23 protein-coding genes and 1 pseudogene are annotated in these 23114 nt (G+C 36.0%); 13 read left to right on the plus strand and 11 right to left on the minus strand.

Annotated elements, in window-relative coordinates; translation table 11 throughout:
• The first annotated feature begins 18 nt into the window (after positions 1-18).
• Positions 19-621: a GGDEF domain-containing protein gene (locus tag CDA10_RS13420; RefSeq protein ID WP_089606087.1), complete on the plus strand. Its 603-nt coding sequence runs from the start codon at positions 19-21 to the stop codon at positions 619-621.
• A gap of 488 nt (positions 622-1109) precedes the next feature.
• The gene (locus CDA10_RS13425; RefSeq protein WP_228704639.1) at positions 1110-2186 is read left to right on the plus strand and encodes a GGDEF domain-containing protein; all 1077 of its coding nucleotides are present in this window, start codon (positions 1110-1112) and stop codon (positions 2184-2186) included.
• Between the two features lie 16 nt (positions 2187-2202).
• On the opposite strand, the gene CDA10_RS13430 is transcribed toward CDA10_RS13425, so the two are convergent.
• The 4 genes from CDA10_RS13430 to CDA10_RS13445 form a co-directional block, all read right to left on the minus strand.
• Positions 2203-2898 (minus strand): glutathione S-transferase family protein, encoded by a 696-nt coding sequence (locus CDA10_RS13430; RefSeq protein WP_089606089.1) that lies wholly within the window; start codon positions 2896-2898, stop codon positions 2203-2205.
• Between the two features lie 174 nt (positions 2899-3072).
• Positions 3073-3840, minus strand: a complete 768-nt coding sequence (locus tag CDA10_RS13435; RefSeq protein ID WP_089606090.1) for a transporter — start codon at positions 3838-3840, stop codon at positions 3073-3075.
• Between the two features lie 15 nt (positions 3841-3855).
• Positions 3856-4398 carry an ankyrin repeat domain-containing protein gene (locus CDA10_RS13440; RefSeq protein ID WP_089606091.1) on the minus strand — a complete coding sequence of 181 codons (543 nt, stop codon included), beginning with the start codon at positions 4396-4398 and terminating at the stop codon, positions 3856-3858.
• A gap of 188 nt (positions 4399-4586) precedes the next feature.
• Positions 4587-4937: an HPF/RaiA family ribosome-associated protein gene (locus tag CDA10_RS13445; protein WP_089606092.1), complete on the minus strand. Its 351-nt coding sequence runs from the start codon at positions 4935-4937 to the stop codon at positions 4587-4589.
• 537 nt (positions 4938-5474) lie between these two features.
• On the opposite strand from CDA10_RS13445, the gene CDA10_RS13450 reads away from it, so the two are divergent.
• The 4 genes from CDA10_RS13450 to CDA10_RS13465 all read left to right on the plus strand — a co-directional run bounded on the left by CDA10_RS13450 (position 5475) and on the right by CDA10_RS13465 (position 8420).
• Positions 5475-6197, plus strand: a complete 723-nt coding sequence (locus CDA10_RS13450; RefSeq protein ID WP_089606093.1) for an outer membrane protein OmpK — start codon at positions 5475-5477, stop codon at positions 6195-6197.
• 162 nt (positions 6198-6359) lie between these two features.
• Positions 6360-6875 (plus strand): GNAT family N-acetyltransferase, encoded by a 516-nt coding sequence (locus CDA10_RS13455; protein WP_089606094.1) that lies wholly within the window; start codon positions 6360-6362, stop codon positions 6873-6875.
• Positions 6876-6892: 17 nt separating this feature from the next.
• Complete coding sequence (locus CDA10_RS13460) at positions 6893-7633, plus strand: hypothetical protein (RefSeq protein WP_089606095.1); 741 nt, start codon at positions 6893-6895, stop codon at positions 7631-7633.
• A gap of 88 nt (positions 7634-7721) precedes the next feature.
• Complete coding sequence (locus CDA10_RS13465; RefSeq protein ID WP_089606096.1) at positions 7722-8420, plus strand: phospholipase D family protein; 699 nt, start codon at positions 7722-7724, stop codon at positions 8418-8420.
• Positions 8421-8493: 73 nt separating this feature from the next.
• Here CDA10_RS13465 and parE read toward each other — a convergent pair whose 3' ends face one another.
• Both parE and CDA10_RS13475 read right to left on the minus strand, forming a co-directional pair.
• Entirely contained in the window at positions 8494-10374 is a 1881-nt protein-coding gene (gene parE, locus CDA10_RS13470) for a DNA topoisomerase IV subunit B (protein WP_089606097.1), read from the minus strand.
• 1 nt (position 10375) lies between these two features.
• Entirely contained in the window at positions 10376-10975 is a 600-nt protein-coding gene (locus tag CDA10_RS13475; protein ID WP_089606098.1) for a YqiA/YcfP family alpha/beta fold hydrolase, read from the minus strand.
• A gap of 242 nt (positions 10976-11217) precedes the next feature.
• Here CDA10_RS13475 and CDA10_RS13480 point away from each other — a divergent pair, with 242 nt between their 5' ends.
• Complete coding sequence (locus tag CDA10_RS13480) at positions 11218-12549, plus strand: PGAP1-like alpha/beta domain-containing protein (RefSeq protein ID WP_089606099.1); 1332 nt, start codon at positions 11218-11220, stop codon at positions 12547-12549.
• A gap of 264 nt (positions 12550-12813) precedes the next feature.
• Here the strand turns inward: CDA10_RS13480 and CDA10_RS13485 are convergent, their stop codons facing one another.
• Together CDA10_RS13485 and gshA are read right to left on the minus strand one after the other, a co-directional pair.
• On the minus strand, positions 12814-13314 hold the full coding sequence (locus tag CDA10_RS13485; RefSeq protein ID WP_089606100.1) for a disulfide bond formation protein B: 501 nt from the start codon (positions 13312-13314) through the stop codon (positions 12814-12816).
• A gap of 28 nt (positions 13315-13342) precedes the next feature.
• Positions 13343-14920 (minus strand): glutamate--cysteine ligase, encoded by a 1578-nt coding sequence (gene gshA / locus CDA10_RS13490; RefSeq protein WP_089606101.1) that lies wholly within the window; start codon positions 14918-14920, stop codon positions 13343-13345.
• A 211-nt stretch (positions 14921-15131) separates the two neighbouring features.
• Here gshA and CDA10_RS13495 point away from each other — a divergent pair, with 211 nt between their 5' ends.
• From CDA10_RS13495 to CDA10_RS13510, 4 genes are all read left to right on the plus strand, one after another.
• Complete coding sequence (locus CDA10_RS13495) at positions 15132-15671, plus strand: DUF924 family protein (protein WP_089606102.1); 540 nt, start codon at positions 15132-15134, stop codon at positions 15669-15671.
• Positions 15672-15888: 217 nt separating this feature from the next.
• The gene (locus CDA10_RS13500; RefSeq protein ID WP_089606103.1) at positions 15889-16572 is read left to right on the plus strand and encodes an alpha/beta hydrolase; all 684 of its coding nucleotides are present in this window, start codon (positions 15889-15891) and stop codon (positions 16570-16572) included.
• Between the two features lie 432 nt (positions 16573-17004).
• Positions 17005-17565: a CC0125/CC1285 family lipoprotein gene (locus tag CDA10_RS13505; protein WP_089606104.1), complete on the plus strand. Its 561-nt coding sequence runs from the start codon at positions 17005-17007 to the stop codon at positions 17563-17565.
• 18 nt (positions 17566-17583) lie between these two features.
• A complete protein-coding gene (locus CDA10_RS13510; protein ID WP_089606105.1) occupies positions 17584-18891 on the plus strand; it encodes a DUF445 domain-containing protein in 1308 nt (435 codons plus the stop codon).
• A 112-nt stretch (positions 18892-19003) separates the two neighbouring features.
• Here the strand turns inward: CDA10_RS13510 and CDA10_RS13515 are convergent, their stop codons facing one another.
• The 3 genes from CDA10_RS13515 to CDA10_RS13525 all read right to left on the minus strand — a co-directional run bounded on the left by CDA10_RS13515 (position 19004) and on the right by CDA10_RS13525 (position 21706).
• Positions 19004-19762, minus strand: a complete 759-nt coding sequence (locus tag CDA10_RS13515; RefSeq protein WP_089606106.1) for an SIMPL domain-containing protein — start codon at positions 19760-19762, stop codon at positions 19004-19006.
• A 239-nt stretch (positions 19763-20001) separates the two neighbouring features.
• Positions 20002-20763: a substrate-binding domain-containing protein gene (locus tag CDA10_RS13520; protein WP_089606107.1), complete on the minus strand. Its 762-nt coding sequence runs from the start codon at positions 20761-20763 to the stop codon at positions 20002-20004.
• 376 nt (positions 20764-21139) lie between these two features.
• Positions 21140-21706: an HD domain-containing protein gene (locus CDA10_RS13525; RefSeq protein ID WP_089606108.1), complete on the minus strand. Its 567-nt coding sequence runs from the start codon at positions 21704-21706 to the stop codon at positions 21140-21142.
• Between the two features lie 686 nt (positions 21707-22392).
• Here CDA10_RS13525 and CDA10_RS13530 point away from each other — a divergent pair.
• Both CDA10_RS13530 and CDA10_RS13535 read left to right on the plus strand, forming a co-directional pair.
• Positions 22393-22749: pseudogene (locus CDA10_RS13530) on the plus strand (type II toxin-antitoxin system RelE/ParE family toxin).
• Positions 22742-23044, plus strand: a complete 303-nt coding sequence (locus CDA10_RS13535; RefSeq protein ID WP_089606109.1) for a helix-turn-helix domain-containing protein — start codon at positions 22742-22744, stop codon at positions 23042-23044. Before CDA10_RS13530 ends, CDA10_RS13535 begins: the two are co-directional and overlap by 8 nt.
• The last annotated feature ends 70 nt before the right edge of the window (positions 23045-23114 follow it).

Below are 23114 nucleotides of genomic sequence, written 5' to 3' on the forward strand. Positions count from 1 at the left end.
GCGTATGGGTAGAAAAAGATGCGAAATAAGGTATATTCAAACAGACGCCGTAGAATTCATTCATTATTCAATCAAGTATTGAAGACGTCTTTTATTTCAAAATTAATGGGAAAAAATCAGCCCGATAATCATTTAGAAATAGATTCTGTTACGGGTATTTACAATCAATTTGCTATAAATAATTATCTGAAAGAGCTGTCTCCGCAACCTGAGTCAAATTTTGGTATTATTTTATTAAGCCTAGATAATTTTAAGCAAGTTAAAGAAAAATATAACCAAAAGACTGCAAATAAAGCTTTGATTGCAACAGCACAACAACTAACACATCATATTCGTGATACAGATTTAGTGGGTCGTTATAGTGAATCTGAATTTATTATCATTTTAGGCGACGTGACTCAAAATCAAGCAATTGGCATCGCAGATCGCCTCACCAATGTAGTCAATAAAAATGTGCTAAAGGCAAATCGTAAAAATGTTGCATTAAAAGCCAGTTGTGGTGTGTCTGTTTCAGAAAAAGACTCCATTAGCGATGAGGTTCTTCAGCAAGCAGATCAAGCTTTATACTTAGCGAAAACCAATGGTGTTAGTTTTAATTCAAATACTCACCTTTTGTCTTAATACACTATGCTACCCTAAAATAAGTTTATATATGAATGACTTATTTTAGGGAGCTGTCCAGCTTTGAAATATGTTTTTGAAGATCAAGCTAAAATGATCAATATAGAATTATGCTGAATATCTAATAAATCTATCATTATGCAAAGCAATATATCGACTCTTTGAATTTAAATAAATTTATCACTTTTTATTTAATTTACAATAAATTAGATGCATTTTTCAGAGTATAATACTCTGCTATTTCAACACCACTGTTCTGTTTAACTTATCTTTTATATACACAATCAAAGCAAATTGTATATAATTCAATCACTATAATTAAATTTACTTAATCAATTGAAAATAAATTTTTTTATTACTTTTCCAAATTTTAAATGGATTGAAGAGAAATGACTTTTTTCAACACAAGAAAGGATAAATTCCTCAAAAAGCTACAAAATCAATTTAACTCACATATCATTATGAATTGGAGTAATGTCCATAAATGTATGCTTGTCCTGATGCTTACTCTAGGTATGCATTTTTTATGGATCGCGTGGAAATTATTTATTATTTTAAATCCAATACTTTGGCAATGGGTTGATTTACCTTTGCTAAAATCACAAATTTTTTTCAATATTTATGCTGCTATTCTTGTTTCCCATCTGATTGTTTTTTGTTATTTTTTTCAAAAAGAAGTATGGGCAAATACCATTCTGCCTCATATTGTTCTTGCTATTTTTGTGAATGTCTTACTTGTTGATGGTTTTTTAGTGGGTATCTATAGCCCTGCAACTATTTTTGCATTTGTCTCTATCTCTGGTTTAGGCCTCATACTATTCGATAGAAAGATTGTTTATATTCAACTCATTATAGCAATCACGGTGTACTTTACACTTATGTATTGTACGTATCACAAAATAATTCCATATGCGCCTTTATTTAGCGACAACTTATTAGATTATAAACCTCGTCACAATTTATTTTGGATTGTGAGCATGATGTATTTCATTATTCCTATACTTATTTCATGCTTTACTTTATGTGAGATCTTACTGACACAATGGCGTCATCGAGAATCAATCATTAAAAATTTAAGCCAAACAGATCCTCTTACCAATTTATATAATCGTCGGTTTTTTAATGAAAGGCTCAACTTCATTCAAAAAAATCAATCACATTACGCTATTATTTTGATGGATATTGATCACTTTAAATCAATTAACGACCAATATGGCCACCATATCGGTGATGAAGTCCTACAACGTGTTGCACACTTACTGTCCTCTCAAACACGAAATACAGATATTGTCGCGCGGTATGGCGGTGAAGAATTTATTATTGCTTTACCTGACACATCATTGGCCGTTGCACAAGAGATTGCTGAACGCTGTCGTTTAATCATTCAGAATGAAATTCTAGAAACGCTTGAACATAAAAATATCCAATTCACTGCAAGTTTTGGTGTCGCTACCTCTACATATGGTACCCATATCAACAAGATCATCCATCTCGCTGATCAAGCTTTATATCATGCAAAACAACTCGGTAGAAACCAAGTCCAACTCTATACAGAGCTGTACTAACTGCGTTGCAATATTCCTATGCGCCTGATGAATCCTGTTGAGTTCGGTATGGCTCTTCACATGCGACAAAAACATGTTCTGCTTTCGCTTCTGCAATCCATTGTTGCACTGCTGCTAGGTTCAATATGCTTTGCATATAGCGCTGATTCAGATCAGATACAGGAATACCATAGCCAATAAAACGCATGACCACTGGAGCAAAGAAAGCATCAACGATACTAAACTCATCTCCACACAGAAAACTATTTTGGCTCGGTCGTTCAGCCCATAAGGCTTCAATCCGTTTCACATCTTGTTGCAATTGCGGATTTTCCAACCAAAGCTTAGCACCTACTTCAGCTAGATCTGCATCAAGATTCATATCGCATGTACTGCGTAAAGTCATAAAACTACTATGCATTTCAGCACTCATCGATCGCGCACGTGCTCTTTGCTTTTTATCCTTCGGCCACAGTGATTTTTCTGGAAATGTTTCTGCTAAGTATTCACAAATTGCCAATGAATCCCAAATCAAAAGTTCATCATCTTTCAATGCAGGAACCTTACCAGTAGGGTTAATTGTTAATATTGTTTTTTTAAAAGGACTCTCGAGCTTGAAATCATCAAAGGGAATCAAATGTTCTTTAAAGTGAATATCAAAATGTTTTAAAACGAGCCAAGGACGCATAGACCACGTTGAATAATTTTTATTGCCAATAAATAAGTCTAACATCGAATAAACTCCTTCAATTTCTTCTCAATTTTTATCTTAGAATAGCAATATAAGGCCTATCGAATCATTTTTATACACATATTTTCTATTCAGAATAAACACTTCAGCAATAAAAAAGAGTAGCTAAACTACTCTTCTTCGTATCGTGACTTTAATTTTTACTGCTGTATTGGCTTAGAATAAAAATGAAACACCAAAGCCTGCTTTATAGCTGCGATCTTCACCGCTTAAGTCAACACCAATACTACCATCAAACTGAGTGCGATCATTTAAAGCATAGATCAAACCAGACGATAGTCCATATTCATAATCTTGACTTTCAGCTTTATGATAAACAAACTCTGAAAAACCTGACAGATTACCTGCAATTTTGTAACCCACTGAAGGAATGGCTGTAATAGACCAGTCACCATCTTGCACAGCATAGTTCATCACGATTCCAGTATTCACTAAATCGTTATATTTATAATCCAAAGCCGATCCAATGCTATAGATATCATCTTCTGCTGTGAACCCTTCATTGCCCGTTGCAATCACTGCTTGAGCCAAAATTGCCATAGACAATTTATCATCGTTCAGATCAATGGCTTTTTTAATACCGATAGAAACATCACCCAAACCTGAGTCATCTTCTTTATCACCTTTGTACTTGGTTTGTGTCCAAGCTGGACCTTGCCAACCCAGTTGTAATTCCATACTTGGTGTCAAACCAGTACGCAATAACATATCGCCATTTAGCGTAACTGTTTTTGCCTTTGCACCATCGATTTTGGTTTCGGTATAGGTTGCACTCGGTAGACCTTGCTCCCATGCCAATTTTCCGACAGGTGTAATACCAGTACCGAACCCTTCACCAGGGCGGTCGAAGGAAAACTCAGCAGCCATTGCACTGACGCTTAGGCTCGAAACAAGGACTAGAGTTGCTTTTCTTAAAATTGCCATAATCTGACTCAAAATTTATGCTATTTCTTTAGACATCTTCGCACCGCGACTACGTAATAACTCTAAAGATTCTTTCTCTTCAGGTAAAGCCTGTGACCAATCTATTTGATCAAATTCACAATCAAAGAATAAATCACTAATCGAAGATAAGATAGTTTTACCTTCTTCATCTTTGGTATTTGGATCAACTTTATAGTCTAATAGCTTTTGAATCGCTGGCGTACATGCGGCACTTGCTGCATCCCATAAAGGGCCGTAACATTCTTCAGCATCCCACAAATAGAAATTTGCTTTGGCTTTAATTAATTCATCTAAAATTTCGATATGTGGCTGTAGATCTTGTACTTTTTCTTCAGCACTCAGTGGCTGACCTGCTTCATAAGCATCACAGACTTTTTCCCACCATTTAAACAGTCCATCAGACCAAATAGAAACAGCTGGACCTTTTTCAGGTTCTATAAAGTTTGGGTCAAATCCATCTGCGAGTAAACGTCGAACTTGAGCAATATCTAAATCTTCCAAAGCCTGAACAAAGACTTGCTGCTGTGCTGATAACATATTGATCACTCTATTATATTCATATGCCCCATTATGACGAATATTTTCAAAATTACTGAAAAAAATTAATTGCGTCTTATTTTTCTAATTAAAGCAGCATTTATTGTTAATTTCTGACAAAGTCAAAACCTTTTGTAACAACATAATCAAATCAACATTCATAAAAAAAGCCCCGCAGGGCTTTTTTCTTAAACTTCCTCGTCAACTATTTCAAGCTGACCACCACGAGGATTCTCTTTTTTCTCTAAGATATGTTCTAAACTACGTTTTACTCGCTCTATTGCCCCGTGTAGGGCTAAATCAATATTTTTTGCTTTATGCGTAACGACAACAGCTTTTAGTCCAGCAGCTTTTGCTTCGACCATACAGCGAATATCGTCATCGCCGCCTTTATCACCATTTTCATCACTTAAATGAACCGAAAACTGAGTAATACGTTCGCTATGACGTTGAAATTCCTGATGTAACTCTTCTCTCACATATGTAATCAAACGTTCACTATTTTGTATATTTTTATCTGTACGGATTTCAATGTTCATAAAATATTATCCTCACATTATCTGAATCTTATTTATTGCACAAAATGATCAATTAACTTTCAATTTTGAGCATGATTTAAGCTTGCTGCTAACACAGCTTGTCATCTTCAATGAATTGGAACTTTCACTCCTCAATTGAACGAATGAACACCTTTTTATCTGCAGATTCGTGTTCTTATACATTCAATATCATGCCATATTCAAAAATATGCAAGCGTATTTTTGAAATTTTAATGAAAAGAATATGAAAAATGACAACTTGTTACTTTATTATATAATTTTATGATTTATATATATTTTTATAATTTAAATGTGACTATAATAACGCCTATCAAATTGACTATTGAATCAATTCACATCTTTTAGATTTTTTTCTTTCAATTTTTCGATTGAAATAAAACACCATTTAAAAATTACCGATAACACACTTTCCTTATCTTGATCTTTACATATTTATTTATTTTTCATCTTATTTTCACTTTATTTTTATTGAAGAATCTGTATCCTTGAAGCGCTTTCTTGGGGGAAGATTTTTTCATGAAACTGACACAAATTGCTGCTATCTGCGCAATCGCTTCAACTGCAACTTTGGCTCAAGCTACACCAGTTTGGCAAGATTTTAGTATTACTGGACTTTATGGTGAAAACTATGAGTTAACACCAGATGAGAAACAATCGACCATTACTTTTGAATATGCTGCAAAGCTTCAATATGGTGATTTCTTTGCATTTGCTGACCGCTCGAATAGTGGTGGTCAATCAGATACTTATTTTGAAGTTTCACCACGTCTAAGCTTAGGTGCTGTTTCTGGTAAAAAGCTTGAATTAGGCCCGATTAAAGATGTACTCATTGCAACCACTTGGGAAGGTGGTGATGACATGAACAACTATCTTTACGGTGTTGGTGTAGATTTAGCAATTCCATATTTCCAATATGCACAATTAAATTTCTATCGTGCAAACAATGAAATTCAAGAAGACGACTATCAAATGACGTTTGCTTACGGCATTCCATTTAAACTTGCTTCTGAAGAGTTCCTTGTAGATGGTTTCCTTGATTGGTCAACAGCAGAAAAAGATGAAGTTGCGCATAAAAGCGAACTCAACTGGACGACTCAATGGAAATGGAATGCAGGTAAGCACATTTCTCCAAGTACTAAACTTTACTTAGGTATTGAGCATTCTGTATGGCATAACAAATACGGCGTTCCAAATAAAGACGAAAACAACGTCAGTGCTTTGGTTAAATATCACTTCTAAGCGATATTTGAATGATGCATTTAAAAGCAAGGCTTCGGTCTTGCTTTTTTATTGCGTGGTTTTATTGCACGACGTTATTGAGTGAATATAGTGAATGATTGGATTGCTCTCCAACATATTTCTTTTTAAAATCAGAGTTCAAATTTTCAACCGATATTTTTCATGAATTTTCAGCTTCGACCTGCGCAAGTCTCAGACTTAGAACACATCATGCATATTTATAACCATGAAATATCAACAGGTTTGGCGACATGGAACAGCCAACTGAAAACTTTAGAAGATTACCAACAATGGTTTTTAGACTTAGAACAACAACAGTTTCCACTTTTCGTCGCTGAAGAAATTTCTACACAGAAAATTGCAGGTTATGCAGATTATTCTAGTTTTAGACACATCAACGGCTATAAGCAAACTGTTGAACATTCTGTTTATATCGACCCACAATTTGCTCGACAAGGTTTAGGCAAAGCACTCATGTTGAAGCTAATTGAACATGCAAAACAGCATCATATTCATGTGATGGTTGCTGCAATTGACTATGAGAATGTAGGTTCTATTTATTTACATGAGCAACTCGGCTTTAAACAAACGGGCTATATGCCACAAGTTGGACAAAAGTTTGGACAATGGCGTGATTTGGTATTGATGCAACTGAATTTTGATTCAATACTGATATAAAAGTCGAGTGAATAACAATGAATAAAACCTTATTCAAAACAATATTTTTGACAACAAGCCTATACTCCATCTCTTATAGCCATGCCGAATTTTCTTATGAAAAAGAACTCAAACAAGGCTGTGCCGAAATCAAACAATACCGTCAAACCGGTCAAAAATTTTATCAACAGAAAAATTATAAAAAGGCTTTAGAACCTTTTCAAAATCAAGCCTCATGGTCAGCATTTTGTTTAAGCCAAGAAGATGAAAGTGGTATTAAAATTTCAGAAAAAGAAGTCGATATCGCCAATAATAATGTTGGTCTAGCTTATGCCAAATTAGGAAAACCCTTATGGGCAAGAGCTTGGTTTCAAATTGATGCACAGTCCAAAATCAGTCGATTTAATTTAAAACAGCTACCAACGCCCAAACAACAGACTGATTTATCAGGTGAATATGTAACTTATGCAGGCTATGGCGCATGGAACTACATTAGCGTTAAAAAGCTTAATCAGGAATATAACATTGAATTTAATGGTGTTTATATGGGTATTCGTAGTCTTATTTATGGCCCCAATCTAGGTCAGTTTGAAACCACAATGCCACTCCTTCATAACAAAGCAACAACACAAGAGTGTTCAATTGATTTAATATTTGGTTTTAATGCACAAGTCGGAAATTTTGTTTCCGTAAATCGAAAGCAAAACTTATCAGATTGCGGATATTTTGGACACAATGTATCTGCAAATGGTATGTATCAAAAAGTGGAAGCTAAATAACTTTTTAGTTTCAACATTTTAATGACTTCAGTTTAAAGCGTTATATGTTTTAATATCTTTTACTTAATGCATAATAATTGGGTGAAAAATGGCAAAATTTTTAAATACAAGCGGTACTAATTTTTTCTTAGAAGAATTGATTAAAGATGCTAAAGAAAGACTAATTTTAATTAGCCCCTATCTTCGACTTAATGACCGTATTAAAGAATTATTAGAAGATAAAAATCGTTTAAAAATTGATATTCGCATCATTTATGGTAAAAGCGACCTCCATCCTGATGAAATTAAATGGATGCAAAAATTAGACTATGTTCGAGTAAGTTTCTGTAAAAACTTACATGCAAAATGCTATTTGAATGAAGCAAGTTGTATCATATCGAGTCTAAATTTATATGAGTTTAGCCAAGTCAATAACAATGAAATGGGCATTTTAATTAACAAAGAAGATGATGCGAGTGTTTATAAAGATGCCTATGAAGAGGCTCAACGTATTATCCGTATTAGTGATGAAGTTCGAATCTCACTTGATGAGGTGAAAACAGAAGCTGTAGAAGACAATTCAAATGAATCATCAGAAAATTCAAGTAAATTAACATCTTCTAAACTTGCAGCTAAACATAAGCTTAAAACAGCTGAACTATTAGATAAATTCGTGACCAAAGGCTTTTTAACCTTGAATGATGGCGGAAAACATTATTTAACAGAGCAAGGCAAGGCCAATGGTGGTGAGTTCAAATCAAGTCAATACGGCGGTTATTTTCTTTGGAATGAAAATATAGAACTCTAAAAAATTTATTTTGAATAAAGCCCTATAAAATAAGGCTTTATTCAAATACTAACCCATTGAAATATCTAAAAATCTAAGCACTTAAATCGGCTAAATTACCTTTCTGTTCTAACCAATGTTTACGATCTGCAGAACGCTTTTTAGCAAGTAATTTATCCAGCAACCCTGCTGTAAAATGGATATCATCCAAATCCAACTGCACTAAACGACGAGTATTTGGATCCATTGTCGTTTCACGTAACTGGCTTGCATTCATCTCACCGAGACCTTTAAATCGTGTGATTTGAGGGTTTTTGCTTTTGACTTTCTTTAAGATAGTTTCTAACTCATCCTCATCAAGTGCGTAATACACATCTTTAGCATCATCGATACGAAACAAAGGTGGCATCGCAACAAATAAATGCCCTGCTTCTACTAAATTGGTAAAATGCTTAACAAACAAAGCACACAATAACGTTGCGATATGCAGACCATCAGAGTCGGCATCTGCAAGAATACAGACTTTGCCATAACGTAATTCTGAAAGATCATCACTACCCGGGTCTACACCAATCGCAATTGCAATATCGTGTACTTCTTGTGAAGCTAAAACCTCATCGGAAGAGACTTCCCAAGTATTCAAAATTTTCCCACGAATCGGCATGATCGCTTGGAAATTTTTATCACGTGCCTGTTTTGCAGAACCTCCCGCAGAATCACCTTCCACAATAAATAACTCAGACTCTTCCAGTGAATGTCCTACACAATCTGCCAATTTACCCGGTAAAGCAGGCCCCGAAACGATTCTTTTACGTTCTACTTTTTTTGCTGCTTTTAAGCGACGACCCGCTTTAGTAATCGCCAATTCAGCCAGTTGCATTGCAACATCAGAGTTTTGATTCAACCATAAAGCAAAAGCATCTTTGGCAATATTTAAAACAATATTGACCGCTTCGCGGCTCGACAAACGCTCTTTGGTTTGCCCTGAAAACTGAGGTTCTTGAAATTTAAGCGAAAGAATATAATTGACACCATCCCAAACATCTTCTGCGGATAATTTCATATTCCGTGGTAATAAATTACGCAACTCACAGAATTCACGCATAGCATCTGTAACACCTGAGCGTAAACCATTGACATGCGTACCACCTTGAGCAGTCGGAATTAAGTTCACATAGCTTTCTTGAATCTGTTCTCCGCCTTCGGCATTCCAACAAATTGCAAATTCAGCACTCGCACGTTCCGCTTCACCTGTTGCCACAAAAGCAGGATCTGGAATAATTTCACGATCTTCAAGCTCATCCATCAAATAGTCAACAAGACCATTTTCAAACTGCCATTCTATTTTTTCGTCATTGATCTGATCGATATAATTAATTTGTAAGCCTGCCGCAAGGACAGCCTTGGCTTTTAAGTTATGTTTTAACGCTTTAAGTGCAAATTTAGGTGAATCAAAATATTTTGCTTCTGGCCAAAAACGAACCATTGTTCCTGAAGCACGTTTTGGCGCTTTGCCTTCCAAAACTTCCAAAGGTGCAACAGCATCACCTCGTTCAAACGCCATCTTGTATAGATTACCGTGGCGTTGAACTTCGACTTCTACTCGATCGGACAATGCATTAACCACTGAAATTCCAACACCATGCAAACCACCTGAAAATTGGTAGTTATCGGTGCTGAATTTACCGCCCGCATGTAGCTTGGTCAGGATAATTTCGATACCACTTTGCCCATACTCAGGATGAATATCGACAGGCATGCCACGACCGTTATCTTCTACAGACAATGATCCATCTTTATAAATAATGACCGTAATTTTATTGGCATGTCCTGCAAGTGCCTCATCGACAGCATTATCAATAACTTCTTGTGCCAAATGGTTTGGACGAGTGGTATCGGTATACATACCTGGACGTCGACGAACAGGATCTAAACCCGATAAAACTTCAAGTGATTGAGCCGTATATTGAGACACGTTAATGTTTTTCCTTATATTCTACGGAGTAGGATAAAAACTCCAAAATCATCGGTATTTTATCTTCAAAATCTTCCATGGCATGGTTGCCATGCATTTCTGTCATAAGCAACGATGTATGTGGAGCGGTACTATAATACTGTTCCGCTTCACGATAATCCAAAACTTCATCACCTTGTTGGAGCAAAACCAGTATTTTGTCTGCATCTTGTACAAATGGCGCTGCAATATATTCTAAATGGTCAAGTTGTGAGTCATCTAAAATCCACTGTTCAGTGACTTGATATGGAATTTGATCAATTCCAAATAAATCACGAAATAGCTGCCATGGTCGCATAGCAGGATTAATTAAAACAGCAGGGATTCCATACTTTGCGACCATTTGTGTCGCATAAAAGCCACCTAAACTACTTCCCACTAATGCAACATCATCAAGTTGTTCAATTAAGTCTGAAATTTTATCTAAAACATCTTGCGGTTGCATATTTAAATCGGGTAAATAAACATGATGTGATGAATGACAATGGCAATAGTCATTTAGCAATTGCCCTTTTATCGATAAAGCGCTACTTTTAAAACCATGTAAGTAAATAATATTCATGTGCTTAACTTGCTTTTATAATCAATACCGATTTATATTTGTGTGAAATACATCACGTTTTATTTTAATTTGTATATGACACTATATTGTCAGACAAAAAAAATAAAACTTGCATACGATCAAGAGTATTTTAAAGATTGTTCAGGACGAACAACATAAGCCGATTGACTAGGAATTTATACATTGATCTTGTCGAAAAATAAAGCTTAGACAGATGATCAATCAGGATGAGGAAAATAACAATGCCAAGTTTAACCCCTTTACACGAAACCTATTGTAAGTGGGATCGTTCGCCTCCAAGTCAGGCTGACGTATTAGAAGGCTTGGCACAGCTCGTTAGCACACCTTTAAGTGGTGTTGTTCAGGACTTTATCCTGTCGATTCAACGTGAAATGTTACTCAGTATTTTTGGTTTAAGTAAGCAAAAAGCCAAACAATTTCAATCACGTCCAATGGTCGATAAATTATATAAAATAGGTTATAACGCATTACAAAACTATGGTAGTCATCTACTTGCACCCATTCTAAGAAAAACTATTGAACGTTTTCCAAATTTGCATGAAAAACCACTTACCGCGCACATGACATTTTTAGTGAGTGCTTTAAATGGGGTGCTTGGCGATTATTTATTGACGACCCATAACCCTTTAGCACTTTCTCCTGTTTTATATGATCATTATGGTGCTTTACAGCAAGGTGATTTAGCAGGGCGTGTCGTGATTTTCACACACGGTTTATGTATGAATCATTTAGATTGGAGCAATCGTGGCAATGGTGGTATTGGTGAAAAATTATTAGCGCAGCGTGATAACAACACCATGTTGTATTTTAATTACAATACTGGACGTAGGATCTCTGCCAATGGGCGTTCTTTGTCTAATCTGTTAGAAGATTTAGTTAAACGTAACCCACGAATCACCAGTATCGATTTGATTGGCCACAGCATGGGTGGTTTAGTTTGCCGTAGCGCATTATTTTACGGCAAACAGAATATGCAGCAATGGTTTCATATGGTGGAAAATCTGGTTTGCATCGGCTCACCACATCATGGTGCAGTGCTAGAGCGCTTTGGTTTTGCAATGCAGGACAAAATTGGCAATTTTCCAATTGTTAAAATTATCAGCCATGTCGTCAATATTCGCAGTAATGGTATTTTAGATTTACGTTTTGGTAGCGTCCGTGATGACGATTGGGAACATAATAATGCCCGTATCGGGTTAGTCGATGACAATCGTAAACCAGCGCCATTGCCTTCACATATCAATACGTTCTTGATTGCGGGTACTTTAGAGTTTGAAAATCGTAAAAATCGTACTTTAAAAGTGATTGGTGATTACTTAGTCAGTGTAAAAAGTGCTTTAGGAGAACATCCTAATCCACGTTTTCAATTGAAATTGCCTGAATCACACAAAGCTGTTTTTTATGGGCTGAATCATTTTGATATTCAATATCATGCTGATGTTTCTGAGCAAATTGCAAAATGGTTTTATCCACACCATGATGAAATTGCAGAAGAACAAATCCGTAAATATCTGATTAAATTAGAAAGTATGCAAGGTATTGTGGAAACTTAATAGGTTTTCAAAAGCTGGTTTTATGTTTCGTTTTGAATGCTGATCATGTTAAGCCGTTTTAATCCTCCCCAACCCTCCTTTGATAAAGGAGGGGGTATCCAGAATCTAAAATTATTTTAAATTCTCAATAATTCCCCTCTTTTTCCTTGCACCATAAATGGCTCAGGGTTAGGGGAAATTCTTAGATGAGTAACTACTAAATTAGTTTTAGCTGATCAGCATTAAATGAATACTGGCTCTTTTTACGATGGGACAAACAACAGATTATTTTGAATATTTACGAAATAATTGCCAAAGACTTATCAACGCCAATACAGCAAAGAAAAGAAATGACCATACTGGCAGAGACTGTCCCAAGAACGTCCAATCGACCATGGCACATTCACCAGAGCCTTTTAAGACATTTTCAAATACAGATTTTAGCGGTAAAGTTTCAACCCAATAATCCAAACCAGGCCCACAACTTGGTACTTGGTCTTTTGGTAGGTTTTGCAACCACACATGACGTGCAGCCACGCCGACTGACCAACTAATCGCAGCCAACCCCAAAAAGCTATAAATCCGTTTGAAAGCATTACTTTTAGGATGATGTAAAAAAGCAATCAGTGAAATTGTCCCTAGACCAATTAAACCAATCCGTTGAAATACACATAACGGACAAGGTTCAAGCCCCTGAACATGCTCCAAATACAGAGCAAATGCCATACCCACTACACTTGCTAAAAACAAAAAACCACTCACGAAGCGATAACTACGCCATTGCATGGAATTTCCTCTAAATTTTTATCTTTGGTTATCTAAACTTGGCAAGATATTCGTCAAAACTGATCTCTTTTTCTTGCTCAAGTTGCTGTTGATTTTGCAACGAAGTCTGCGCAAGTTGTTCAAAATACGCTAAAGTTTCAAGACTTAATACATGTTGTTCGTAAAAATCGAAGTGTTGATTTGCCATGAAACTACCAAAGCTCCATGTTCCACCTTGCTCCATCGTGTCCGCAATCACTTGTGCAGAAAGCGTCTCATCCACATCATCAATACGATTTTGCATTTCAAGCAATGCTTTACCATATAAATCAGTCGTATAACTTTGATTTAAAATATCGGCCAAAGGCTGCATTGCTGTGACATGTTGTTGAATCCACTCATTTAATGGATATTCTTGCCCTGCTTCTCGAATTTTTGCATTTGGCGCACGACCACGATTGACCACTTCAGCTTGATTCAGTTCAATCACATCTTGTTCATCGTCTAAAAGCGCTGGACTATCTTTAAGTAAGCAATACAACGCCAAAACTTCTAAGAAGCCTGCCGTGTTTTCATTAATCCCAATTGCACTATAGGGGTTTACATCAACAGCACGTAATTCTACATAACCAATACCACGGTTTGACAGCGCTTGAGAGGGCGTTTCACCTGCTAGGGGTACTTGTTTCGGGCGAACTAGGCTGTAATATTCATTTTCAATTTGTAATACATGATCATTGATTTGAATCGGTTCGCCATTTTCATTATTTAAGCCTAAATGACTAAACTGAGTATAAGGTGTATTGACTGCTTTTTGCAGCTCAGCAACATAACTGTCTAAGTTGTTATAATGGATACCCAGTTGTTTTTGCGCAGAATTTTGGTAACCAAAACGCCCCATACGCAATGCTGTTGCGTATGGTAAGAATAAAGTGCCCTTAATCAAAGGTAATAACTGATGCTCTCGCCCTGTCATAAAACATTTACAGACTGAAGGACTTGAACCCACCAAATACATCACCAAAGGAGTCAAACGAATAAAATTACGAACGAGCCCTAAATAACGATGACTACGATAGTCTTGTAAACTTAATTTTTTTAATGCTTCATCATTTTCATATTGCTGTAATTGTTCAAATAAATGATCTGGAAAAGATACATTATAATGTACTCCCGAAATGGTTTGCATACGACGACCATAACGAATACCCAAACCATGACGATATAAGGTTTTGAATTTGCCAATATTTGAACTGCCGTATTGCGCTAAACGAATATTTTCTTCTTGATCATCCAACATGCACGGCATAGATAACGGCCACAATTTTTCATCATTTTCTAAATGACGATGCACCACAGCATGGATATCGGTTAAAAAACTTAACGCCTCTGGAATACTCTCTTTAGGCGGCGTAATAAACTCCATCAGCGCTTCAGAATAATCCGTTGTAATATGCGGATGAGTTAAGGCTGAGCCTAAACGATGCGGGTGATCTGCTTGGGATAAAAAACCGTTGCTCTGCATACGCAGACTTTCACGTTCAATACCACGTAACATACCCTTGAATAAGGTAGAATCCACCCAAGTTGGTAAAATAGATTGGGAAATCACTTCGGGTTGACTCATTACTTACTCGCTTATCTTAAAGAACTTTTTAAAATAAAATGTTTTTGATGGGCGCAGTATAACGTGAATTATCGATATACATGTATAGATAGAATACTTTTGAGCTGATAATTCATCTTATTTCAGACATTTTTTATCACAAATACATACTATAAGACATTTAAAATTTGTGTTTTGATAGAAAAAAACCTGCTAATAAGTTGTAAATATTATGAATTATCAAACTGTTCTCGATTTTTGGTTTAGTTCTGAAACGCAGCCCTTTTGGTTCGCTAAAAGTGATGCTTTTGATCAAAAATTGCATCAGCAATTTGCAGATACACTTGAACAAGCTCGCCAATGTGAGCTTTGGGCATGGCGTGAAAGTGCTGAAGGTCGCCTTGCTGAGATTATTGTTTTAGACCAATTTTCTCGTAATATTTACCGAGATAAACCTGCTTCATTTGCACAAGACCCTTTAGCGCTCGCTTTAGCACAAGAAAGTATTGGTTTGGGATTGGATGGAAACCTAACACCTGAACAACGCTCATTTCTATATATGCCCTTTATGCATAGCGAATCCAAACTCATTCATGAACAAGCATTACAACTATTTGAAAGATTGGGTAATCCGAATAACTTAGATTTTGAGAAAAAACATAAAGTTATTATTGATCGATTTGGACGTTACCCACATCGCAACGCTATTTTAGGACGCGAATCGACCACAGAAGAAATTGAGTTTTTAAAACAGCCGAATAGTCATTTTTAATCAAACTTTTGGCTTACATAGGAGCTTCATTATTTTCAAATGACTTTTTAAGTAAAACTAATATATTGATTTTAAAAAGTTATTTAAACCCATTTCACATGAATAAGTTATTAATTTTATTGGAATAAATCTTCCAATAAAATTACAAAACTATAATATATCAGACCAAAAAGCTCAGATATTATTTTTGAACAATATCAACAAGGATAGAAAAAATATGGCACAGCCTACAATTGTATTAGTTCATGGATTTTGGGGTAACTCCCTCCATTGGCAACATGTGATTCCTTTATTGGTTAAACAAAATTATCAAGTTAAAGCGGTTGAGGTTCCTTTAACATCTCTCGCAGATGATGTTGAAAGAACCACGAAAATGATTAATCAAATCGAAGGTCCAGTTTTACTTGTTGGCCATTCATATGGCGGTGCTGTGATTACTGAAGCGGGTAATAACGATAAAGTTGTTGGCTTAGTCTACATCGCTGCATTTGCACCAGATACTGGTGAAAGCCCAGGGATGATTACTCAACAGAATTTACCTGTAGCGGCTGCAAATCTAGCACCAGATAGCGATGGTTATTTATGGGTCGTTCCTGAAAAATTTCATGAAAGTTTCTGCCAAGATTTAGATATTTCTGAATCTATCGCTATGGGTGTTGCTCAAAAAGCACCTCTTGCAAGCACGTTTGGCGATAACATCACTACACCTGCATGGAAAACTAAGCCTTGTTGGTACCAAATCTCAACACAAGATCGCATGATTGCACCTGAAAACCAAAGAAAGATGTCTGCAAGAATGAATCCTAAAGAAATCATCGAGCTTGATGCAAGCCATGCTTCGCTTGCATCTAGACCAGAAGAAGTGACTAATTTTATTATTAAGGCAGCTTCATCGCTTTAAGATGAGATGAATTAAAAATATCTACAGTTTTCAACTATCGAAAATATAATTTCAAAAGTGAAACTGTAGAATAAAATCTAAATGAAGATCAAAAATGGGAGCTAGCCTCTCATTTTTATATTATGTTCTTAAAATTAAAACCACTTTAAATACCAATATTTACATCAATAAAAATGATAAAAATCAAATGAGCTATCCACTTTGTAAATTGAACAACCCAGTGGAACCTTTTTTTTGTTGAACATTCTATTGTAAGACAATATTTCCTTCACTCAAGTTCATCACACGACACCCCTTCTCAAATCAATCGCTGTCTTGTGTAATAGACCGAATTAACAAAAATCTTCTTGAAATTCATTATCAATCCCTCATTTTAGAACAATATAGAGATTAAAATTACTGATCCATCTGAAGAGTGGAAAGGAGCGACATATGAAAAAAACACTCATCGGTCTGACTATGGTGGCAGTACTCACAATGACGGGGTGTGCAATGTCACCAAGCAAGCCTCGAACCTTTGACCAGCTTGGGCAATACTCAACTGTTCCACTGAACGATCATAGTTATCGTGTCAGTTTTCGTGCTAAAAGTGATATGAGTTTTGGAACGGCTGAAGAAATTGCCTTACTCAAATCTGCACAAACAGCAGTATTGAACGGATTCCAATTCTTTAAAGTTCTTGATGATCCAAGTAATCGTAATCAACCTCCACGCAAAGCTGTAGTTTATCCAACCCCGATGTATCCACCCTATGGTTATGGATATAGACGCTTAGGTGGATTCTATGACCCGTTTTATGATATTCCGCAAGTGGTAACCGTTGATCCTATTCAAGTGGCCTATAGTATTGAATGTTATAAAGATAAAAAATCAGCGCCTAGCGATGCCTTTGACGCTCGTCTGATTTTACAATCTTTAGGACAAAAATACGGTGTTAGTCCGACAGGACAAGTGCTTCAACCTCAACCTGTTACGGTAACATCCTCTAAATAATTATTTTTAGGCATATGAATGGGCGAAATAGAACAACACAGTATCCCAAGCTTGGATCGTAGTAAACGCTTTGCAACCATCGCTTTAATTGTTGCCGTGGTTGCTTGGATCATTCTCATCATCACCGCCAAACTGATGCCTGAATATGCATGGTTCATTCATATTCTCATGCTTGGTGCAGAGGCAGGTGTAGTCGGCGGTCTAGCAGACTGGTATGCGATTACTGTTCTATTTCGTAATCCATTTGGGAAAATTCCGATTCCCAAATTTTTACGTGATCACACTGAAATCATCCCCCGAAATAAAGCACGTATTGCTGAATCTATGGGGAAGTTTGTTCAGGAAAATTTTCTTTCTCCGCAAGTTGTAGAAAGCAGCTTAAAAAGTACCGATCTCAGTTTGGCTGTAGGGCAATGGCTTGCTAATCCACACAATAATGGTCAAGTTGTAGACGTCATTCAACAAACTGTGCCTAAAATATTTGAATTTGTGGGACAAGAACAGATTGGGCGCTTTATTCAAAACAACAGTGTGCAATGGGTTCGCAATACGAGAATCAATAATCTTGCCAGTGAAATGTTGCGTGCAGTTTTGGAAAATGATTTCCACCAAGACGTATTGCAGCGTGGCTTAGATTTAGCGCATGAATGGATGATGACCCATCCAGACAAAACGCGTGAACTCACTCAAACCTTGTTTAAAGAGCTTGGGGTTTCTCGTCTAGCCAAAGGTGCAAGTTGGATTGGAATCGATGTTGAACAACGTACCATTGATTCTGTGATTGAAAAAGTTGAGTCTATGTTGGCTGATCAAGAGCATCCGATCCGCCAAAAAATTGAAGAAGCCGCTCATCAAGTGATGGTGGAACTCTCAGATAATCACAGTACAACCAGTATTCGTTTAAATGAAACCAAGAATGCGCTTTTAGACAGCCCTTCTGTGTTGAACTTCATCACAGGTGCTGTGGTTATTTTATGTGATGCGATCAAGTCAGACTTGATGAAAGCTGATTCAGGCATTGCCATGAATCTACGTGTTTCAATCCAGCAAGTTGGTGAAAATTTAATTCAAAATCAATCTGTTCGTGATTTACTGAATGATCGAATGAGTGGTATTGCGGTCAATCTGAGTGATCAATACAGTGAAAAAGTGATTCGTTTTATCAGCCAACGTATCCATGAATGGGACTCGACTGAAATGATCGCTAAGATTGAAAATGAGGTCGGTGGTGATTTACACATGATTCGTGTCAATGGTGTCGTGGTTGGTGCATTTATTGGTCTGACGCTTGGTGTGATTCGTGCTGTGATTGATTTTGTGATTTGAGAATAAATAAAGTAAGAGATAGATAAGCAACTCATTAAAAATGGGAGTTAAGCTCCCATTTTTATTTACCTACAAGATATAAATTCATTTTTTATAAAATATCAATATCTTATCAATCAATTGAATAGTTTATGGTTACAACGACACGAGCAATTTTTTTAATGGTCGCTTTATCATATGCGCCACCATAATCACTATCATCATCAGAACCACTTTCAGGCAAAATATAAAAAGCACCTTGGCTAGCAGAACGCATTGCCCCCACTTTAACATTACCTACTTTTGCAAACTCATTGGCTCGGCTATACGCATTTTTAGTTGCATTGGCAATCAAAGACATTTTGATTTCTTCTAAATTGGACACTAAATATTGTGGATCTTGCTCGATAGAAATGCCCTTTTCATCCAACAAATAAGCATCTTTTGCTGCTTTTTCAATTTTTTGAATATCACGACTATTAATCACTAAGGATTGCATCGCGGTATAACCTTTAAATTCACGAATCATTTTTCCTTCTTCATTTTCAACGTCTTGATAATAAGGTTGAGAACTTTTATTACCCAGTGTCATTTCTGTTGCTTTAAACCCATGCTCAACAAAAAAGTTTTGTAATGTTTTTATTTCTTGGTCAAGTAATTGGTACGATGCCGAAATCGTGTCCGAAGCATGGCTTGTTCGTAAGTTGATTTCCCAACGCGCTTGATCTGCTTGAATGGGTTTTTCTGCTAATCCTTTGACAATAATTGAATTTTTGTCACCGCCAAACTGCTTAAGTGCATATCCAATGACACCCGAAGAAATAATAAATCCTAAACTGAGAATGAGTGCTGAAAACCATAGGGTTTTATATGTGATTGATTTATTTTCCATTTTTAATATCACTAAAAATTCTTATCAGTTAAGTTATAGTCAGGATGAGAAGACAAGTCAACATTCTTTGAGTCTATAAATCGTACAGCTTTGTGAACTATTTATTTTATAAAGCGTCGATTTTTTGCTCATACAAATGAGTTATTTTATTGACATAAGTTTTGTGGTTATATAAAAACTGCTTGAGTCATTCCCCTAGCAGTTTTAAATTTGAATTTCTAACAACAAGTTTAAATAGATTATTTTGTCCAACCAAACGTTTTAAAAATCGTATGACCTTGTTGAGACTTTAAAAAGTCGATGAAGCTTTTCGCTTCTGCATTTTTTAAACCTTGCTGTGTTAGTGCAACACCTGTGTCTCGATAAATGACCAATTGCGGCTCTATAGGAACAATTTGACCAATATCAGGATTACTCACCCCCCAGATATTAAAAACTAACCATGCATCGTATTGGCTATCTTCTTCCCAAGCTTTTTTGGCCATCCCTGTATTGGGCGCATACATCACAATATTTTTTCGAAATGCTTTTGTTAATTGAATATTGCCTGTTCTGCCTGCAATATCTTCCCACATACCCACTTGCCCTGCACCATGAGTGACGAGTACTTTTGTATTTGGTTTTGCTAAATCCTTAAAACCTTTAATCTTTTTAGGATTACCTTTTCTGACTAGAATCGTAGCAGGACGCAAATATAAAGGTTCTACAGAATCTTTAACAATGTTCTCAGAGAATGTTTTCTCAAAATCAGACATCATCGCTTCAGAGCCACTATAAATAAGATCTGCATCTATTTTGGCTTTTTCAGCCCATTGTGGCGTTGGTCCCGCAGTCACTTTTACCTCTATTCCTGTCTTTTTTTGGAATTGTTTTGCTGCTTCATGCATCGCAGGTGCAGGTCCACCCGGGCCATATACGTTGATATCCGCCATTGTATTCATAGATAAATAACAAACCGTTAGTCCTAACAAATAGCGACTAAATCCATATTTTTTCGACATTTTTCATTTCCATTGTTGCTGTGTGAAATTGCGATATTATTATTTTTACTGATTTATTAATACATTTTATATTTGTTTTTTTGTTAATAAATTTATCGTGAAAAATAAAGTATTTTTAGGCTCCGCCTATTATTTATTGAGTCTAATCAATCGAGCAGGATGTTGAGCACATTACATGAATAATCATTAAAAAACCGTTCTAGTGTACGGAACTCTAGAACGGTTTCGACTAAGATATTGATGCTAAAAGGAATATTTTAAGCATTTCGCATAAGGTGTATTGTTAATTTTAGGGAATCTTAACTACATAGTTTCAAAATATAAGGTAGGCTTTTAAGCATAGCCAAAGCTATGCTTAAAAGTATTGACTGACTATTTATCTATTTATTTTTTGCAATGTTTCCTCGTTTAGGATAGTCCGAATACTTTGGAACAATGGATGCTTATTTGTGTATTTTTCACCATAAGTAAGATTAAACTCATAATCAAAATCTTCAGGATTAATACCTTGATTATGTTGTAGGATAGTCTCTAGCTTATCTAATGCTTTTACAGCAATAGCTTCCTCAGTTTGACCAGTTTCGTATTCTTCCCATAACCCTAGTAATGAACTCCTAAGTGGTTCATCTAATGATTGAGTTAGAAACAGTAAGTCATTACGTTCTTGAATATCTTTATCTGGGTGATTTTGTTTTTCTGTAGCAGGGATATCACCATTGATTGTTTCACCTAGATCATGAACAAGACACATCTTTAAAACTCTTGAAAAGTTTAGGTGCTTCAATTCGTCTTCAAATACTAGAGCTAATAAGGCAAGTCTCCACGTATGTTCAGCAGTACTCTCGTTCCTGCCATTAGAAGTATGGGAAGAACGCATTACATTTTTTAAATTTTCAGCCTCTTTTAGGAAGAGTAAGCGACCTTTAATAACACTAGTATTCATGTAATTTCCTATTTGCATCAAAAATATAAAACTCTTTGACTGAGGAAAAAGGAGGTAATGTGGATGTCAAATCAGCTTGGAAGGGCTTTTTTATTGTAGCAAATATTGCTTCAAATTTAAAAAGATTAGTTAAACCAAAACATGGTGTATGTCAGTAAATTTACCTCCATTAACCGAATGGTCTTTATGCGAAGAAACTTTAATATTTTATTTAAAACCAATATTTTAAAAATTTACCCACCCTAAAAATCACCCAAAAGCCGACTAGGAAACAAGTCGGCTTTTTTAAGCACATTTATCACTTTTAGCCAATCATATTGATTGAAAAATAATCAAAACTTCATTTTTTCTTGATTCCTCAACGGTCACAATTATGAAACTATCCGCATTTCTACGGACAACTCTTAGAATAAAACTCAGCCAATTTTGTACGTCTGAACGTACATCAATTTAAGGATTTAGCGAATAGGCAGATCCACTGCAATTTCATATCATGACCTCATAGCGAACAGGATGTTCCAGATAAAAATAAGAAAAGACAGCAACGGAGTGTAGGTACGACAGGAGTCATACCACAGGTACAAATACGAAAAAGCCCGACAGGATGTCGGGCTTTTTTATTGCCATTTGCAAAGTCATTCAATTAGATTTAAAATATAGACTATAATCTATATTATGGTTGTAGTATGTGGACAGTCATTACAACGGATTTGTTTAATGAATGGCTTGAACAGCAAGATGAATCAACACAAGAGAAAGTCTTAGCCTCGTTGGTTGTTTTACAGCAGTAAGGACCAAGTTTAGGTCGCCCTTTAGTTGATACCGTGTATGACTCTAAATTTACCAATATGAAAGAGCTACGCGTTCAGCATCGAGGTAAACCACTGAGAGCCTTTTTCGCATTTGATCCATTACGACAGGCAATTGTGCTGTGTATTGGTGATAAAGGCGGTAAAAAGCGTTTTTATACAGAGATGCTAGCAATTGCAGATCAGCAATACGAACTTCATCTCTCAACCCTAGGAGACCAATCTAATGGCTAAAACCTTACAGGAATTATTGACTAGTCGCTCTCCAGAGAGCCAAGCACGTATTCAACAAATGGCTGACGAGCTACTTTTAGAAACTCAGCTCCATCTTATTCGTGAAGAACTAGAAATCTCTCAAAAAGAACTCGCTGAAACCCTTGGAATTAAACAACCATCACTTTCGGCAATCGAAAATCGTGGAAATGATCTGAAAATTTCAACGATGAAAAAATATGTTGAAGCGATGGGTGGAAAGCTTCGCATTGATGTAGAGCTTCCGACTGGAAAGCATATAGGATTCAATGTTTAACAAAAAAAAAAGGGAGCTTAGGCTACCTCTCTTTGTTATTCACCAATTAAAATGTCTATGCGATAAACCA

It is taken from the genome of Acinetobacter piscicola (assembly GCF_002233755.1).
GTDB lineage: Bacteria > Pseudomonadota > Gammaproteobacteria > Pseudomonadales > Moraxellaceae > Acinetobacter > Acinetobacter piscicola.